The 15,931-nt window shown below is 62.4% G+C and carries 24 protein-coding genes and 1 CRISPR repeat array (1 of these 25 only partly in view); of the genes, 11 read left to right on the forward strand and 13 right to left on the reverse strand.

Going from position 1 to position 15,931, the window contains the following annotated elements; translation table 11 throughout:
* Positions 1–93 precede the first annotated feature (93 nt).
* The 6 genes from CKO25_RS11150 to CKO25_RS11175 form a co-directional block, all read right to left on the reverse strand.
* Entirely contained in the window at positions 94–669 is a 576-nt protein-coding gene (locus CKO25_RS11150; RefSeq protein WP_200388007.1) for a BREX protein BrxB domain-containing protein, read from the reverse strand.
* Entirely contained in the window at positions 650–1,438 is a 789-nt protein-coding gene (locus CKO25_RS11155; RefSeq protein WP_200388008.1) for a BrxA family protein, read from the reverse strand. The genes CKO25_RS11150 and CKO25_RS11155 overlap by 20 nt, the downstream gene beginning before the upstream one ends.
* Before the next feature lie 14 nt (positions 1,439–1,452).
* Positions 1,453–1,953 carry a BrxE family protein gene (locus tag CKO25_RS11160; RefSeq protein ID WP_200388009.1) on the reverse strand — a complete coding sequence of 167 codons (501 nt, stop codon included), beginning with the start codon at positions 1,951–1,953 and terminating at the stop codon, positions 1,453–1,455.
* A gap of 602 nt (positions 1,954–2,555) precedes the next feature.
* The gene (locus CKO25_RS11165) at positions 2,556–3,110 is read right to left on the reverse strand and encodes an ATP-binding protein (RefSeq protein WP_200388010.1); all 555 of its coding nucleotides are present in this window, start codon (positions 3,108–3,110) and stop codon (positions 2,556–2,558) included.
* Positions 3,107–3,343, reverse strand: coding sequence for an RES domain-containing protein (locus CKO25_RS11170; RefSeq protein WP_242467559.1), 237 nt, complete (start codon positions 3,341–3,343; stop codon positions 3,107–3,109). Before CKO25_RS11170 ends, CKO25_RS11165 begins: the two co-directional genes overlap by 4 nt.
* The gene (locus CKO25_RS11175; RefSeq protein ID WP_242467560.1) at positions 3,340–3,519 is read right to left on the reverse strand and encodes a hypothetical protein; all 180 of its coding nucleotides are present in this window, start codon (positions 3,517–3,519) and stop codon (positions 3,340–3,342) included. Before CKO25_RS11175 ends, CKO25_RS11170 begins: the two co-directional genes overlap by 4 nt.
* 11 nt (positions 3,520–3,530) lie before the next feature.
* On the opposite strand from CKO25_RS11175, the gene CKO25_RS11180 reads away from it, so the two are divergent.
* A complete protein-coding gene (locus CKO25_RS11180) occupies positions 3,531–3,728 on the forward strand; it encodes a hypothetical protein (protein ID WP_200388059.1) in 198 nt (65 codons plus the stop codon).
* A gap of 146 nt (positions 3,729–3,874) precedes the next feature.
* On the forward strand, positions 3,875–4,300 hold the full coding sequence (locus tag CKO25_RS11185; RefSeq protein WP_242467561.1) for a LexA family protein: 426 nt from the start codon (positions 3,875–3,877) through the stop codon (positions 4,298–4,300).
* A 416-nt stretch (positions 4,301–4,716) separates the two neighbouring features.
* Here the strand turns inward: CKO25_RS11185 and CKO25_RS11190 are convergent, their stop codons facing one another.
* The 3 genes from CKO25_RS11190 to CKO25_RS11200 form a co-directional block, all read right to left on the reverse strand.
* On the reverse strand, positions 4,717–5,259 hold the full coding sequence (locus tag CKO25_RS11190; protein ID WP_200388011.1) for a hypothetical protein: 543 nt from the start codon (positions 5,257–5,259) through the stop codon (positions 4,717–4,719).
* A 99-nt stretch (positions 5,260–5,358) separates the two neighbouring features.
* Entirely contained in the window at positions 5,359–6,051 is a 693-nt protein-coding gene (locus tag CKO25_RS11195) for an SOS response-associated peptidase (protein WP_200388012.1), read from the reverse strand.
* 21 nt (positions 6,052–6,072) lie between these two features.
* Positions 6,073–6,252, reverse strand: coding sequence for a hypothetical protein (locus CKO25_RS11200; RefSeq protein WP_242467562.1), 180 nt, complete (start codon positions 6,250–6,252; stop codon positions 6,073–6,075).
* Positions 6,253–6,406: 154 nt separating this feature from the next.
* Between CKO25_RS11200 and CKO25_RS11205 the strand changes: the two genes are divergently transcribed.
* The 4 genes from CKO25_RS11205 (at position 6,407) to CKO25_RS11220 (ending at position 7,421) form a co-directional block, all read left to right on the forward strand.
* Positions 6,407–6,619, forward strand: coding sequence for a hypothetical protein (locus CKO25_RS11205; RefSeq protein ID WP_200388013.1), 213 nt, complete (start codon positions 6,407–6,409; stop codon positions 6,617–6,619).
* Positions 6,616–6,780, forward strand: a complete 165-nt coding sequence (cas6, locus tag CKO25_RS21965; protein WP_200388014.1) for a CRISPR system precrRNA processing endoribonuclease RAMP protein Cas6 — start codon at positions 6,616–6,618, stop codon at positions 6,778–6,780. The genes CKO25_RS11205 and cas6 overlap by 4 nt, the downstream gene beginning before the upstream one ends.
* Positions 6,781–6,891: 111 nt before the next feature.
* Positions 6,892–7,185, forward strand: coding sequence for a hypothetical protein (locus CKO25_RS11215; RefSeq protein ID WP_200388015.1), 294 nt, complete (start codon positions 6,892–6,894; stop codon positions 7,183–7,185).
* Positions 7,182–7,421, forward strand: a complete 240-nt coding sequence (locus CKO25_RS11220; protein ID WP_200388016.1) for a dTMP kinase — start codon at positions 7,182–7,184, stop codon at positions 7,419–7,421. The genes CKO25_RS11215 and CKO25_RS11220 overlap by 4 nt, the downstream gene beginning before the upstream one ends.
* A 113-nt stretch (positions 7,422–7,534) precedes the next feature.
* Here the strand turns inward: CKO25_RS11220 and CKO25_RS11225 are convergent, their stop codons facing one another.
* Entirely contained in the window at positions 7,535–7,732 is a 198-nt protein-coding gene (locus tag CKO25_RS11225; protein ID WP_200388017.1) for a hypothetical protein, read from the reverse strand.
* Positions 7,733–8,111: 379 nt separating this feature from the next.
* Here CKO25_RS11225 and CKO25_RS11230 point away from each other — a divergent pair, with 379 nt between their 5' ends.
* Together CKO25_RS11230 and CKO25_RS11235 are read left to right on the forward strand one after the other, a co-directional pair.
* The gene (locus CKO25_RS11230) at positions 8,112–8,825 is read left to right on the forward strand and encodes a radical SAM protein (protein WP_200388018.1); all 714 of its coding nucleotides are present in this window, start codon (positions 8,112–8,114) and stop codon (positions 8,823–8,825) included.
* Complete coding sequence (locus CKO25_RS11235) at positions 8,818–9,192, forward strand: hypothetical protein (RefSeq protein ID WP_200388019.1); 375 nt, start codon at positions 8,818–8,820, stop codon at positions 9,190–9,192. The genes CKO25_RS11230 and CKO25_RS11235 overlap by 8 nt, the downstream gene beginning before the upstream one ends.
* A 14-nt stretch (positions 9,193–9,206) precedes the next feature.
* Here CKO25_RS11235 and CKO25_RS11240 read toward each other — a convergent pair whose 3' ends face one another.
* Positions 9,207–9,533 carry a hypothetical protein gene (locus CKO25_RS11240; protein WP_200388020.1) on the reverse strand — a complete coding sequence of 109 codons (327 nt, stop codon included), beginning with the start codon at positions 9,531–9,533 and terminating at the stop codon, positions 9,207–9,209.
* A gap of 257 nt (positions 9,534–9,790) precedes the next feature.
* Between CKO25_RS11240 and csx16 the strand changes: the two genes are divergently transcribed.
* From csx16 to csm6, 3 genes are all read left to right on the forward strand, one after another.
* Positions 9,791–10,087: a CRISPR-associated protein Csx16 gene (gene csx16, locus CKO25_RS11245; protein ID WP_200388021.1), complete on the forward strand. Its 297-nt coding sequence runs from the start codon at positions 9,791–9,793 to the stop codon at positions 10,085–10,087.
* Between the two features lie 352 nt (positions 10,088–10,439).
* Complete coding sequence (locus CKO25_RS11250) at positions 10,440–11,624, forward strand: Card1-like endonuclease domain-containing protein (protein ID WP_200388022.1); 1,185 nt, start codon at positions 10,440–10,442, stop codon at positions 11,622–11,624.
* Positions 11,625–11,738: 114 nt separating this feature from the next.
* Entirely contained in the window at positions 11,739–12,866 is a 1,128-nt protein-coding gene (gene csm6 / locus CKO25_RS11255; protein ID WP_200388023.1) for a CRISPR-associated ring nuclease Csm6, read from the forward strand.
* Positions 12,867–12,945: 79 nt separating this feature from the next.
* Here the strand turns inward: csm6 and CKO25_RS11260 are convergent, their stop codons facing one another.
* Together CKO25_RS11260 and CKO25_RS11265 are read right to left on the reverse strand one after the other, a co-directional pair.
* Complete coding sequence (locus CKO25_RS11260; RefSeq protein WP_200388024.1) at positions 12,946–13,383, reverse strand: DUF488 domain-containing protein; 438 nt, start codon at positions 13,381–13,383, stop codon at positions 12,946–12,948.
* Positions 13,380–14,033: a dual OB domain-containing protein gene (locus tag CKO25_RS11265; protein ID WP_200388025.1), complete on the reverse strand. Its 654-nt coding sequence runs from the start codon at positions 14,031–14,033 to the stop codon at positions 13,380–13,382. Before CKO25_RS11265 ends, CKO25_RS11260 begins: the two co-directional genes overlap by 4 nt.
* Before the next feature lie 747 nt (positions 14,034–14,780).
* A CRISPR array of direct repeats spans positions 14,781–15,931; the repeat unit is 36 nt; unit sequence GTCCGGACACCTACCTGATGAAGAAGGTATTGAGAC (it continues 135 nt past the right edge of the window).

Genomic DNA, 15,931 nt, shown 5'->3' on the forward strand with positions numbered 1-15,931 from the left:
TGATGACCTTCTCGATGGTGCGGTCGATGGCCCTCGCAGGGTCGAACAGGCTGCGGATGGTCGCGTGGTGTTCCATAGGGGTCTGCTCTGCGTTCATCCGCCGACATGGACGGAACGGTAATTCCCATCTGGCGGGTAGAAGCCAAGGAACTTCAGGCTCGTCTTGCCTGTACGGATCCCAGGGTAAAGGAAGATCATGGGCACACTCAGCCGCCCCTGGAGTTTGCTTTCGATGGCACCGATGCGCAGGTACTGATGCAAGGCTTCCAGATCCGTGACCAACAGGAGGGCATTCGGTTGACCGTCCAGCCGGTCGAGCATGCTCTCTAGATGCTGCAACAGACCGTCCTCGCGGGTCAGGATGTCGGCGATCGACTCCGAAGTGCGCGCCCAGTCGAGCGGGGCGAGCTGATCCTGCGCCAGGCAGAGCCCCCACAAGGGGTCGGCCTTCAGCAAGGTCCAGATCGCCTCGGCGAGCGAGTAGCGGTACACCTGCCATCCATCCTGTTGCAACTTGGCGACCCAGGCCGGTGTTTGGCGCTTCACCGCGAGGATCTGTGTGGGCGGAAAGACCAGGTAGTAGATCGGCTCGAAGCCACCATGCCCGATCTCCCGGCCATGGCGGATCCGCTCGCGCAGCTCGTCGAAGTCAGCCTTCAGTGAGGACATCGCAAAGGGTCTCCAGCGTGGGATGCGTCCAACTGATCCGCACCACCTCGCCCGCTGACTGGACGATCATCAGCCCGTGACGGGCGAGCCGCTTGAGCCGGTCGAGGACCTCCTCGCGGGTCAGCCCGAAAAGCGCCCAATCCGGATGCGAGAGCAGGGCGTTGTCGCCGACACCGGCCAGGTGCAGATCGTATGCGAGGTAGGCCGCAACGGGTGGTGTGATGCGATAGGGCAGGAACCGGCGGGTGGAGCGCCGTCCAGCTTCGAGCAGGCCGAAATCGGCGCAGCATGCGGTGAGGTAGCCGGCGATCCGCTCCACCGTCTTGTCCGACCAGCGCTTGATGGTCTTGCCGTCGTCGATCGCGCGTTCGACAAAGACGCGAGCGTGTGGATTGCTCAAGGTCGTTGCGCCACTTTCGTAACTGGGCCAATAGAGCTCACGGATGAAATCCGCGAGGATCAGGTTGGCCCGGCTGCTGTAGATCAGAAAGAGCTGCGATAGGTCAACATTCGGCCAGGTGCTGGCGAGTGCCTTCAGCTGCCTCGCCGGCGCACCCTCGGCGATGAGGTAACGCGGGGCGAAGCACTCAGCGACGAGATTGCGCAACCGTCTGGCGCTCATCGTCGGAAAGCGGCCGGACGCTAGCGCGATGCTGTACAGCTCGCCTGAACGCATGCCCGGCGACCAGAGTTCGAGCAGTGACTTCGTCTCTTCGATGACCCCACCACCCGCGGCCAGCTGGGTCGTGTAACGGCGCTGTTCGACCACCTCATCCGATCCGTTCAAGGGGTCAAGTAAGGATAGGCGCGGATGCCTTGGCTGAAGGCCGACCGATAGACCTCCGCAATCAGTCCTAAGGTCCGTTCGGATGCAAGCTCCGCGATGGTCCCAACCCTGGTCGGTCCGTCACTCGCCGGGCGCCCGGCGATGGCAAGACGGCTCAAGGCGTCCAATGCCGCCTCGCGGCTCTGCGTCAAACACGCGCTGATGGTTTCGCCAACGTCGCCCTGCATCAGGCCATGGAGATCCTGCTCGATCTCTTCGGGCAAGCGGAACAGATGGAAACCGTCGACGTTTAGATGCTCGTCATGCAGACGACGCGCGGCCTCGCAGACCCCATGGTAGCGCGCGAGACCAGCCGTCTTGATGAAGACCGGCCCGAGGAACGGCCGACTGCTGGGTTCGTGGAAAGCCGTTTCCCACCAATTGCACTGCGCACGCTCACCGAGGTAGCCAACCAGCAGCCGCGCTTCCAGGAGTCTTGTACGATCCGGTTTCCTCATCGCCTCTCCATTTCGGTCCTAAAATCGTGTTCGGCTCCGCGATCGACACCCCACACCCGGCGGGTTCGGCCATCGACATCCTGTTCACAATGCCTTTGAGCATAACACCCAGAGTTCCGCGCCGACGCCAACCTGCTTGACCTCCGTCAAGTCTTCCCCCGGACGCGGCGCGGTGACCCCGTCGAAACCATGCCCTGCCGCATTCGTGACCTCCGAGCGGGTTGGGCGATGACCCACAAGAGCCGGTGTCGTGCTGGGCCTCATGGCGCCTGCCGTGCGGATCAGGAAAAAAGACCAAGTATTTTACTGAGTATTTCCCACGTGGTGTTTGTAGGATTCGTTGAAAGGGGCGGTTGCAGGCTGCAGATCCGACTCGTCAGCAGCTCTGACTCCTTCAACCAATGACCGAATGAGGTGTTCCCATGAGCGATGAAGTCTTGCAGAAACGGAACCGTTGGGCCTTCTGGACCGCCGTGGCCATCTGTCTGGTACCCCTGGTGCCCTACGCCATCCTCGGCGGATCCTGATCGCTCAGCCGTGCGCCGCTGAGCGCACGCGCACCAGCACACGGGGCCAACTGGCCCCGTGTGTCGTTTTGGGGATCAACGCCCTCCCCCTACCCGTCTCTTCACTTCCTCCCCGTCTGTTCGGATCGTCCCTCCTTGCAACTTGGCGGGGCGGATGGTCGGCGGAACCAAGATTTGGTCCGCTACGGCATTCCTGCGCAGACGCTCCGGGGTCGCCGCCTTCGCGATCCCCGGTCCGTTGTCGCGGATAGTCAGCCAGGCGACCCCGCCGTTGCGACCAGCCTTGACCGACAATCGGGGTGGCTCCGGGGTCGTCTGCATGGCATCCAAGGCGTTTTGCACCAGGTTCATGAGCACCTGATGAATATGACCGGGATGGCCCTCCACCATCAACTCATCGGGCAGGTCGAGCGTCGTTACCAGCTCCCGCTGAGCTCCTTTCGTCATCCAGTGCAGCGCGGTCGCGATCAGATGAACCAGATCGAAGCGTGTCGAGTCGCCTTGCTGCCCAGAGGAGAAGCAGCGTCGATCCTGGACCAGATCCCGGACCCGTTCAGCACCCTTAAGGGTCCCTTTGATGAGGGGATCGAGGTCGAGCAAGAGCCGATCGATCCGCAACTCGCTCTTCAACGCCTGGAGTTCGGGAGAGGGTCCATCGGCGTCGACCGCCGCGCATTGACATCCTCGCCGCCCTGAAGGACGGCGGTCACCTCATCCAACGACAGGTACAGCGCCTCGACGCCTTCTCGGTTGAAGCGCCCGCCTCGGGTTGCAGCGCCTGCGCCGCTGGTTGGCCGGCTGGCCCACTGCGGGCTAAGCGCCCGGAATAACGTGCTGCCGGGGGGCAGATCGCAGAGGATCAACCGACGAACCCGGTGCCGATGGACTCCAGGTAGCCGATCGCATCCGCGGTCCGGCCTTCCTGTACCAGTTGCAACAGGGTCTTGTGACGGAACGCGGGAATGGGTTCGTTCTTGACCAGGAAGATGGCGCGTTGCGGGTCCGGCTGCACCGCCGCCGCGGCCGACAACACGCGCATCAGGTCACGCAGTGCGGATATACCCAGGCGGCTTCGTGGTGATCGAGCTTGCCGCACAGCGCGCCAAGGAGAACCTCGACACCCACGGTTGTCTCTCCCGGTTTCTGGGGCCGGATGTGGCACTGGTGCCGATGCCCCGAAGTTCACTGATCAAGGAGGTCGCGGGTCGGATCACCTATCGTCAAGGTCACCTGCATCGCGACCCCTAAAGCCCGGACGTCTCGGCTTGGTCCGATAACCTGCGCATGCGCTATCATAACTATACTTTTATACAGCTCAGGTCATCCCTCATGTCTCGATCCGATGTTGTCGTCCGTGCCGTAAGCCCAGCGCGGTTTGATCCGGTGCGTCCGGCATGCCGATGATCATGCACGCCTGCACGCGCGATCCACCGCCCTGCCCGCTCCCGCTCTTCCAGTCGCGCATCCCGGCCGGCTTTCCCTCACCAGCGGATGATGAGCTCGAAGGGACCATCGATCTGAACGAGCAGTTGATCCGCCATCCAGCAGCGACCTTCTTCCTGCGGGTGAAGGGCGATTCCATGATCGGCGCCGGTATCCATGACGGTGATCTGGTCATCGTGGACCGTGCGCTCAATGCGAAGTCGGGGTCGATCGTGGTGGCCGCGGTTGATGGTGAGCTGACCCTGAAGCGGCTGAAGATCGCCGGTGGTCGGGTCTGGCTGGTGCCGGAACACTCCGACTTTGCGCCGCTGGAGCTCCGCGGCGAGATGGACCTGGTGGTCTGGGGCGTGGTCGCCCATGTCGTGCATTCGTTTTGATCTCAGACCCGCTTGGCCGCTGTGAGGCGTGGCACGGGCAGCACGGCGTTTGGCTGTCCCAGGCCGTTGATTCTGCTAGTCTTGAACCGTTCCAAACAGGGGTGTAAGCTCAATCTCGTGAGAGCCGTGACAGCCGAACACAAAACGCGAACTTTCGCGAGCCGAAGGTTCGAATCAGAGACCCGTTCTAAAGGGGATTAAGACAGCGAAATCCGTGTTTCCCAAATTTTTGGGAAACTGTTCGAATCAGAGACCTGTCCCAGTGGGATGAAGACGGCGCCAACGGGCGCCGTTTTGCGTTGATGCCGAAGCGGACGGGTGAATCCTGGTCGCGATGGCGCTTCTCGGGGGGACAACGCACAGGGCACTGATTGCACTCTGGACCGTCTCTTAGCCAAGGTGCTTTGGGCGATCCCTTAGCGCTCCAGCGGCAACCGCTTTGCGAGCAGATCCCATTTCTTCAGGTTGAACTCACCCTCGCTGAGCACGCCTTCGCGCTCCAGCGCCTTCAAGCCGCGCAGCAGCTGGATCAGGTCCTGGACCCCGGAAGGTGCGCCGGTGAGCCGTTGCTTGAGTCGCGCAAGTTCCGCGTCGGAGAGGATGCCCTCGCGGTGCAGTGTGGCGAGCGCGGTGAGTTCGTTGGCGAGGCTGACAGGGGTGCTTGAAACACCCGTGTAGATGGCGTCGAGGTCGTTGCGGATGGCCATCTCGTCGAGTGGGGGCCGGCGCGGTTTCGTGTGCCGGTCGTTGTCCTGCTGGACGGCGGCGGCAAGGTCACGGCCTCGCTGGAGGGCCGCTTGGCGCAGGGTGGTGTTGGTGGGGTCGGCGGCCAGGGCCTCGAGGGCGTCTCGATAGGCCGCCTTGGCGACCGCGTAAGCCTGGCGCTCGGCAAAGGCTTTGAGGATCGCGAGCGCGAGGAACGCGCCGAGGATAAGCCAAACCCAGATGCTGCTTTCCATATTGCTGTTCCTGTTTCCGCGGGCCAGCCGTCGTCTTGCAAATGAGTCGTTGCTCCCGCTTGGGGTGGCCGGCCGTGCGGGTGTCGGGCATGTTCCGCATCACCCGATGGGCAAGCCCGCTTCGGCGATCGCCGCAATCAGCTCCGGCCCCTCGTTGCGCACGTTTCCGACCGCCCGCGTGACTGGGTGGAGCGCGAGCCGCTCGTCCGGACAGGGGCCGAGCAGGTTGCTCGTGGTCTCGGGCGTACCCGCCGGATCGAGCCAGCGGGCCACCGCTTCGGGGGCGAGAATCACCGGCATTCGTTCATGGAGCGGCCGAACCCGTCCGTTGGCCGCGGTGGTGACGATGGTGAAGCTGTCGATGATCTCGTCGTCTTCGGTTCGTGTCCAGCGTTCCCAGAGACCAGCAAAGGCCAGAAGGATGCCGTCGGAGGCATGGATGTAGAACGGCTGCTTCCCCTCGGGACGCTTCGCCCATTCGTAAAACCCGTCGGCCGGAACGATACAGCGACGCTTGCGGTAGGCCGTGCGGAACGAGGGTTTCTCGGCCAGGGTCTCGGCGCGAGCGTTGATCAGACGGCTGGCGATCGTCTCGTCTTTCGCCCAACTCGGGAGCAGACCCCAGCGCAGCGCATGGATGACCCGCTCGCCGCTCGGGCGTTGGCGGATGACCGGTAACCACTGCAGTGGCGCGGCGTTGTAGCGAGGATGGTGTTCGCTGATCTCAACGGTGGCCGTGAAGACCTGCGCCAGGACCTCGGGCGTGGTGAACTGGACATAACGACCGCACATGCGACGACTCCGGGCTAGGTCTCAGGTCCGCACCACCGTCAGGGGCGCGGCTGGCTCCTCCGCAGGGGCCGGGGCAGCGTTCCACTCCACCGGCTTGCCCTTGAGGATCAGTTCCACCGTGCGGGCATGGCGTGCCAGATGCTCGGCGTTTTCCAGAATCCGGTCATCGGCATCGGCGGCCTTCTTGTCAGCAGTGCGCAAGCGTTCGACTCCCACGGCGGTCTTTGACGATATATTCGACCGTGATCATGGTCGGGTCCAGTGGCGGGATGCGTGATAAGTATCATCCCATTGATTGAACGCTTCCGGGCGCTGGGCGACCGCGCCCAGCCATGCCTCTCGAGCAAGGTGATGCGTGTCCTCGATTCTGGAACGGATTCTGAGCGATGCGGCGCAGTTTGGTAGCGCTCGGGTCCAGTTCCTGGAGTTACTGATCACCCAAAAGCTCAAGGCGCTCTATCCCGATGACGACCGGCTGGACGCAGTGCGGGATTTGCTCGGGGAGCAACTCACCCACCCGGAAGCCACTCAGCGGATAAGCTCTGGTCGGTGGGTGAGAGGGCGGTGAGTCGGCCCGCGCTTGCGGATCTGTGGCCGGCGCTCTGGTTTGGCCAGTGGACGCATGTTGGTCAGGGCACGGCCTTTGGGTTGGGGGGTATCGGCTTGCAAGCTTGCAGGAGTCCGACAGATGAGGAAACGGTTGGAGAATCTGCCGCATGGAGACCTTGATGACACACGATGACCGCTTGGCCGCTTATACGGCGCTGGCGATCGATCAGCTGGAACATTTGCACTGAGACCCGCTTGTAGGTCTTGGGGCTTTTGCGAGAGGAAGAGAAGATGCGTAAGCAACACGATGCGTTCGTTCCGGCTGAGATCCCGTTCACTGGGAACATGAAAGACTGGGCGACGCGGGTGATCTACCGGGGGTACGGCGATCAGCTGACCGAGATCGTGGTGGAGAATGTCAGGAAGGATCTCCCCAAGAAAATGCGCCCGGGTTACAAGCCGAACCTGCCGCTGATTCGCTCGCAGCTTTACCACTCCATGCAGGAGAACGGGTGGTCGCAGAAGGAGGTGGAAATGATGGGGTTCACGCCGAAAGCCACGCCGAGAGTCAGGGGGGGGCGATGATGCGGACCGGAAAACTGATCGTCCTCGAGGGAATCGACGGCAGTGGCAAAAGTACGCAGGCGGTGGAGGCGGCTGAGTACCTGCGCAGCAGAGGACAGCCAACGTTGCTGGTCCGGGAACCCGGAGGGAGCGCGCTGGCGGAGGAGATCCGGCAGCAGGTGCTGGGCAGCTGGGACATGAGTCGGGCCACGAAAGCCTCGCTGATGCGGGCCACCGGTCACAATTTGTTTGCGTGATTGTCTAGCCGACATGCCGGATTCGGCGAGGTGTTCACATCACGTGCAAATTCGCTCCTGGCGCACGCATGCCCCACTGATCCTCCGCACGCTCACCCGCCTGACCGTCTACCCTAAAAGGCACCCATATTCGTTGTCCGGGGTGCCTCGTGCCGGTTTCGCTGCTTCGCTCGATCCTCGTTTTTGCTCTCCTCTCCCTGCTGTTCTTGTCTCTCGCCAACGCCGATCGCCTCTCGGGCCAGGTCGTGCGTGTCCTCGATGGCGATACCGTTGAGATCCTTGATGCCAATCGGCGCACCCAGCGATTTCACAGCGGGCTCTCGCAAGCTTGTGAAGCCAGGCAAGCGGGGGCCATGACCTCATGATGATGGCTCGCGGTGGGGGCCGGAGGGCCAGGGAGACAGGGATGTCACACCGCATTCCTCGCGGTGATCGACCAGGCGAGCGCTATCCTGCACGCGCGGTCAGCGGTGTATCGTCACGCCCTGGGTCGCAAACTGATGGTCAGAGTGTGGCGGCGCCCTCGCCGAGCCGATCAAGACCAGTGCCGACGGCGTCTTCATTCCCGTGCATAACGGACTGTCATGGCCGTACGCGCACGGTGGAGCATGCGGCTGGAGCAGTCAGGCCATTCGCCAGAGTGCATGGGACTCGGTTTTCGCCTGGGGGGATGCGTGTTGAGAGGTGGTGATGCAGCTGACGATTGATTGGTCGGTCACGGTAGCCGAGGTTTGTTTATTCCTCGTTGAGGGGGAAGACCCACTGCCGGAGCTCGTCGCCTTGGAATACGATTTGAGCCAGGGGCCGCGACCGATCCGCGCCATCGCGTTGCAGGCAAAGGGTTTATCCCCTCCACAACGCGACCGTCTGATGCGCCTAAGCTACCATGAGGGCGCTCCGGGCTGCTTCACCAAAACCATCCCGACACGCCGCGCGGTGCGGTTCTCCATGACCGAGAAATGCAACTACAGGTGCTTCTTCTGTCACGAAGAAGGTCTGGAGATGGCGCGCGTTCGCCAGGATGCTCACGAGCAGCAGGTCTTCCGTGTGCTCGATCAACTGAAGGCGCTCGGCTACAACGATGTCACCTTCACGGGCGGTGAACCACTGCTGAAATGGAAGCAGATGGTGTCTTACCTGAATTATATGCGGCGGATCGATTACCGACCGGATATCAAGGTCGTCAGCAACGGGCTGGCCTTGCGACAAGAGTTCCTGGACGTGTTGCAGGATGATCCCGGTCGCATTCGCTTCAATATTTCCATGCACAGCCTCGATCCGGTCCTGCATGACCGGATCATTCACCAACTCTCCGATCGTCCGTCGCGAAGGCATCAGGATCTGACCCGCATTCAGGCTCGGCGATGGATCGCCGGCATTTACGGCCTTCGAGTACGTGCATAAGTTGGCGCGCAACAGCTACGACCATCATGCGATGGCCATTCTGCAGCACCACCGCATCGATCCCGACGGTTCAGGGCGCATGGACACGGCATTCGAGTGCGACGGCGCGCGCGTGGCGTCGGTCGACGCCTATGTCGCGGAGATGGAGCGCCAGGGTTTCGCGGTCATCCTGAAAGCGGACTGGACAATCGATTACTACGCGGCGTTGGGGGCGTGCACGTCCGCTCTGACCATCAGCATCGGCACCACGCCTGGACGTTCCGCGGCGTTGCTGCGCAGCAACCGCCCACTCCTCGGCGCACCCGTTCCACTTCGCACCTTGACGCAGACGGTCCCCGCTTGGCTGGCGGAGGGCGACGCTGAGTGATCCGTGGTGCGCGATCACCGACGGACGCTCACCACCCCGCCGGTCAGCGGATAAGCTCTGGTCGGCGGGTGTGAGGGTGGTGAGTCGGCCCACGCTTGCTTGATCGCGAGGATCGCGCCGTAGGTCAACAAGGCGCCCACGGCCACCACCGACGCCACCGGCACCACCACGGGTGCGGCCACGATCGTGGTCGTGGTGGTGGTGAAGCCGAGCAAGCCGGCCAGACCGCCGGCCGGGACGGTGGTGGTCACCGCCGTGGGGATCGTGGCGATGGTGAGGGTTCCGGCTCCGGTGGAGCCGAGCGTGGCGGTCACGGCGGTCAGCAGGGCTTTTGCATTCATTGAGGTGTCTCCCGGGTTGATCTTCCAAGCAATGACCGTGTCAGCGACCCGGTGATTAAACCGTACAGGGGGCATTGCGTCGGCGATGGCAAGCTTGTGACGGCGCTGAGGGGTGCTGTGGGGTGTTGTCTTCCGGCACACTGCACCAGGTGTCGGTGGCGTGCCGCTCGGGGATTGGTGCCTAGCCATCTGGGCGCGGCCTCGACCAAGGGCCGATCGATGCCTCGTCCTACCGAATTGAAGGAGCTCTGACGACCATGACGACCTACTTTGTTTCCCGCCATCCCGGTGCCCGCGACTGGGCTGCGGAGGAAGGCCTCACCGTCGATGCGGTGATCGATCACCTTGATCCGGCGATCATCGAACCCGGGGACATCCTCATCGGCTCGTTGCCGGTGAACCTCGCGGCCGAGGTTTGCGCGCGCGGGGCGCGTTATCTGAACCTCTCACTCGATCTGCCGGCCGCCTGGCGTGGGGTGGAACTCTCCGCCGAGCAGATGCGGGCTTGCGGGGCGCGCGTCGAGGAATATCGCATTCAGCGACTGTCGACCTGATCGGGTCCATGACGGTGGCGACCGGCGAGCAGCGTCGGCCAGACCAAGGGTGCCTCGAGTTGCGACAACGGGTACCCGCTCGAGCGGTTCATCTGGCGCCACGGCGCACAACGCCTGGATCACGTCCGCATGACAGGCGCTCGCTCCCGGTGTCGTGCTCGTGGATTCTCCCCTCGAATGACCTCGATCATTGGCCGCTGGCGTCTGTGGGTTGATCCTGTGCGATGCCTCCCAGGCAGTCGCGCGCGCTGCGTGCCGGCGCAAGTTTGCAACGACGGCAATCGGAGGCCAGGGGCATCGTGATCATTGCGATTGCCGAAGAGCCATTGGGTGCCGCAGCAAGATGACCACCATGAAGATACACATTGCGCTGGTTTCGGCTCAGATCCTTGCCAATCTGATCCCCATCCTCATGGAGCGGCCGGATCGGGTGCTTCTGATGGTTACCCCTGAGATGGCCGCGCGTCGTCTCGAACGGCGTCTTGAAAAGCTGCTCAAGGAGAAGGGCATCGGGGTGAAGCTGTGCTTGGACGCACCCGATTCCGGTTTGCGCGAGATCAAGGCGTATGCCGATACGCTGGCCGATCAGCTCATTGAGGAGCAGGCGGACGCTGACATTGTCCTCAATGCCACTGGCGGCACCAAGCTGATGTCGTTCGGATTCGTCGAAGCGTTTCGCGGGATTGCCAGTCATATCCTCTACACCGACACGGCCCATCGGCGTATCGAGTATCTGCCCAACGCGCAGGCGTCGCTGCCTGAACCGACACCGATGGGCAACGTGCTCGATGTGCCTTTGTATTTGGCGGCCCAGGGGTTTCGGTTCCGTCGAGCGGCGTCCGATGAGGACAGCTGGCGTGAGGCCGTGAGTCAGCGTAAGGCCACCTGCAAGTTTTTCGGCAAGCATATCGCCGATCCCTATCTGCAAAATTTCGTGGGCGCGATGAACCGCCTGGTCGACCGGGCGCTGGACAACATTCCGGGCACCTACGAAGACCGGCTGGTCGCGCCAGACCAAGCCTTCGAGACCGTTCCCTTCGGGATCTGGGCTCAGGCGCTGGGCGAGCTGGTGAACGCGGGGCTGATCACCTGGCAGGATGGCTCGCCGGAGGTCACCTTCGCCAGTGTCGAGGCCGCGCGCTTCGTGCGTGGTGGCTGGCTGGAGGAATACGCCTGGCACACCGTCAAGGATGCCGGTGCCTTTGATACGCGGCTTGGTGTCGAGGGCGTCTGGGCCGACACGCGCAAGACCATCAACGAATTCGATGTCCTGGCTTGCCACATCAATCAGCTATTGTTCATCGAATGCAAGACGCCGCGGATCAGTTCCACCAACGAGAACGAGATCGTCTACAAGATCGATAGTTTGAGTCAGGATGCACGGGGATTGTTTGGTGCGACCTGGTTGCTCTCCGCCCGCAAGCCCACGGATGTGTTGATCGAACGGTCCAGGCAAGCGGGCGTCCGCTTGATCGGTCCCGATGAGCTGGCTCATTTACGCGAATGGGTGCTCGAGTGGCTTGCGGGCCGAGGCTGAATGGGTTCAGCGTCCCGCCGAACCCGGCCTGCAAGCTTGCAGACCCGGTGAGTCGGCGCGTTTCCGCGCACCATGCCTCCGCTCCCGACTGGACCTCCCTCAAGGACATCACGCATGCTCTCACCCACCCCCCGTCGTATCCTCCTGGCCGTCACCGGTCTAACCCCGCAGATCGTCACCGAGACGCTCTATGCCTTGGCTTGCCGGGGCGCGGATACCTGGATTCCGCACGAAATCCACCTGATCACCACCGCCACTGGGGCGAACAATGCCCGACTGAACCTGTTGGCCGGCGAGCGCTGGTTCCATCGGCTGTGCGAGGACTATGCCCTGCCGTCGATTGCCTTCACCCCTGAGCACATCCATGTGCTGCGGGATGCCGAGGGCCGGCCGCTCGACGACATCCGCACCCAGGGCGATAACACTCTGGCGGCGGATGTCATCACCGAGACCCTGCGACAGTTGACCGCGGACCCCGCCAGCGAGCTTCATGTCTCGATCGCCGGGGGGCGCAAGACCATGGGTTACTACCTCGGCTATGCGCTCTCGCTCTATGGGCGTCCCCAGGATCGGCTCTCGCATGTGCTGGTTTCCGACCCCTTCGAGACCAACCGCGACTTCTACTATCCGACCCCCTACGAGCATCCGATCCACAGTCGCCGGGGTGAGAAGGAGATCACGGTCGATGCCCGCAACGCGCGCGTGGATCTGGCGGATATCCCGTTCGTGATGCTGCGCGACGGTCTGCCCGAACGACTGCGCACCGGCCAGGCGAGCTTCACCCGCGTGGTGGCCACGGCCAATCGCGGGCTGCAAGCGCCGGGGTTGGTGTTGGACGTGACCCGCCGTGAGGCGTGGGCTGATGATGAAGGGCTGGGACTGAGCGAGACGGAGTTTCTGATCCTGCTGTGGCTCGCGGAGCGTGCCGTCCGTGGCGAGCGGGCCACTGACTGGTCCGCCCAAGCTCTGGCCGAGGAGTTCCTGGCCCTGGCCGGTCAAGTGCTCAACACCATGAGCGGCGCCTATGAGCGCATCGAGAAGGCGATCACCGAGCGCAAGGCCATCACCATCCGCTGCGCCAAATACTTCGAGCCGCACAAGTCGCGGATCAACGGCAAGCTGGAGACGGTGCTCGGTGCGCGTGCGGCTGAGCGATATCAGATCGTCACCGCCAAGGACGGCGAGCGGGTCACGGTGTTCCTGCCACTCAAACCCGAGCAGATCACCATTCAGCGCACCTGAGTGGTCCGTAACGTCGTGCGGCGCTGCGATGTCGTGGCGAGACGGTGATCACTTCGCCGTCTCGCCAGTCTCCTCGAGGTCATTCCAGATGCTGGATCCTGATCCCTTCCCAGTGTGCCTGGAGATGCTCGGCCACCAGGCGCCGGTGACAGTGGCGCGGACTGGCTTCGCTGCACAGCAGACAAGCCCCGTCGAACAGCGCGGGGTCAAGGGTCGTGCTGACCTGCCGCTCGTTGAGCAGCGCACGGAACTGACGTTCATAGACGCCCCAATCGCCACCCTGTTTCTTGTAGTCATCGAGCAGGTGCGCCGTGGGGGCGAGCTGCGGCACCTCCTGATAGCCGATGCCGCCGAGGGCCTGGAGGAAGAAGCGCAGATCGTCGCGCTTGGCGAAGCCCGCTAACTGCGAGCGGTTGTTGAGGCGCACGTCCAGCACGCGCTGGACGCCGTGGTCCATGAGCAGGCCGAAGAAGCGCTCGGCGTTCTTTTGGGTGAAGCCAATGGTATAGAGGGTCATGGTTTAGACTCCGCGTCGTGAAGCTCATCCGGGCAATAGGCCAGGCTCACGCACACGAAGCTGTCGGGGTGCGACGCGGCCACGCCATCCGGGCGCCCGGCACAGGCGGCCTTGAGGTCGGGGTCGGTCACGGCCAGATCGTAGGTGACGTCCTGGTGGATGAAGCGGGCGCGCAGCTGACCCGAGGCCACATGCAGTGCGACGCTCACCGGGCCGATCAAGATCAGCGAGTGGTCCAGGTCCGCCAGACGATTTTGGGGCACGCGGTCGTTGCACCCGCGGAACGACGAGAAGCCGTTGATCCACAGGGTCGCGTCCGGGTCGACCAGGTGGGACAGCCCCGCCGCGTTCAGCCGACCCACCCGGGTCCAGTCGCGCTGGGGGTGGATGAGGTGATTCTCCGACTGGAAGTCGCACGGGGCCGGGTGGCGCAGCGGGACCTTCACCAGGTCGAGCAGGGCGGGTGTGGTGCCGTCGGTGAGCGTCTGGTCCGTGAGCGTGAGCGCGCCGGTGGGTTGGGCGCTGACGGGACGAACCCAGCCCCCGACGTGGCCGTTGGTCAGCCGCTTGCCAGCCAGACAACGACCGTTGTGCTTGCAGGAATTGGCCAGAATGACGAGGGTCTGTGCTTGGGTTGGGTTGGCCTTCATGGGACAGCGACGCCTCGAGTCGATCCGTGATGATGGCGTGCAGTCTGCCCAGCTCGGGCACGGGGTGTCGGCGGTGCAAGCTTGTGGTGGGGCGGTCAATGTGTGTGACGATCTAGCCGATATGCCGGGATTCGACAGTGTGTTCACGTCACGTGCAGATCCGCTCCTCACGCACGCTTGACCCGCTGAGCTGCCGCCCGCTCACCCGCCAGACCGGTCGGCTGTCGGAGAGAAACATCATCCGCGCGGCCTTACCGTCGCTGATGCCATGGCGATTGAGGAAGGCTTTCAGCCTCGATCATGGTCGGGTCCAGTAGCGGGATGCGGAATCAGTATCACCCCATCGATCAATCCCTTTAGGGCGCTGGGCGACCACGCCCGCTACGATCCTGTCATGTGCGAGCGTGCGAGGACGATCTGTCTTGGGCCGCTGATCCGTGTCAATGCGGTCAGCCCCGGCTGGATCGAGACGGGTTCCTTTCAGAAGGCGTCTCGTCGGCGTTGCCTGGTTCACCGGCCAGCATCTGAGGGGTGATGCCAGCATGACGTGGACGATGATCGATGCGCAGTGAGTGTCGAGCTGATGTCTGGGCTGGAATATGGTACACTGGATGTGCCATTTCCGCAGACAGCTCGCCAGCAACCTAGAAAGAATCGTGCCAAGTGCTAACTCGAAGGACCCCATTTGATACCCCCAGCGGACCCTTGCAAGCGCTTGAGTCCTATGCGATTCTGGGAAGTGCCGGGGTCCGGACACCTACCTGATGAAGAAGGTATTGAGACGCCGGAGCCAGTCCCCGACGCACGACGCCCTGGTCCGGACACCTACCTGATGAAGAAGGTATTGAGACAATTACTCCAATACGCGGGGGTCTTCCCCCGCTTGGTCCGGACACCTACCTGATGAAGAAGGTATTGAGACGAAGCTTTTCTGATGCAGTCTCTTTCTACCGGAGTCCGGACACCTACCTGATGAAGAAGGTATTGAGACAGTCCGAACGAACATTCCATACCTGCAAGGCTCGTCCGGACACCTACCTGATGAAGAAGGTATTGAGACTTAACTTCACCTGCTTGAAATGAAGTTAAATAAGGTCCGGACACCTACCTGATGAAGAAGGTATTGAGACACGCGCGTGCGTTCCATTGCAACGCTGTGAGTGGTCCGGACACCTACCTGATGAAGAAGGTATTGAGACCACACTCGGGTGCGCAAACCAGCCCGAGCGTTCCGTCCGGACACCTACCTGATGAAGAAGGTATTGAGACGGTGGGCCTGGCGCTGAGTAGAGAGTGTCAGCTCGTCCGGACACCTACCTGATGAAGAAGGTATTGAGACATCGGTCCACCGTCCTACACGCCCACCACCCGCTGTCCGGACACCTACCTGATGAAGAAGGTATTGAGACCCACCAGGGTATGCCGATTCATCCTCGATTCGGTCCGGACACCTACCTGATGAAGAAGGTATTGAGACCCTCACCTTACCGCCCAACTGATATTCCTCGACAGTCCGGACACCTACCTGATGAAGAAGGTATTGAGACTAGATCACATCCGCGCTTTCTGCTCCAGCTTTTGGTCCGGACACCTACCTGATGAAGAAGGTATTGAGACCCCCATTTCCGACGCCCCAGACGGACGAGCCGTGTCCGGACACCTACCTGATGAAGAAGGTATTGAGACCCTCACCTTACCGCCCAATTCATACTCCTCCACCGTCCGGACACCTACCTGATGAAGAAGGTATTGAGACCTCTATCCCGAAGCCTGCCATTATTAACTTCGCGTCCGGACACCTACCTGATGAAGAAGGTATTGAGACGGCGGCATTGCTCAGCGCCTTTGCTGATTGTGAGTCCGGACACCTACCTGATGAAGAAGGTATTGAGACCATC

It is taken from the genome of Thiocapsa imhoffii, from assembly GCF_016583985.1.
Lineage (GTDB): Bacteria > Pseudomonadota > Gammaproteobacteria > Chromatiales > Chromatiaceae > Thiocapsa > Thiocapsa imhoffii.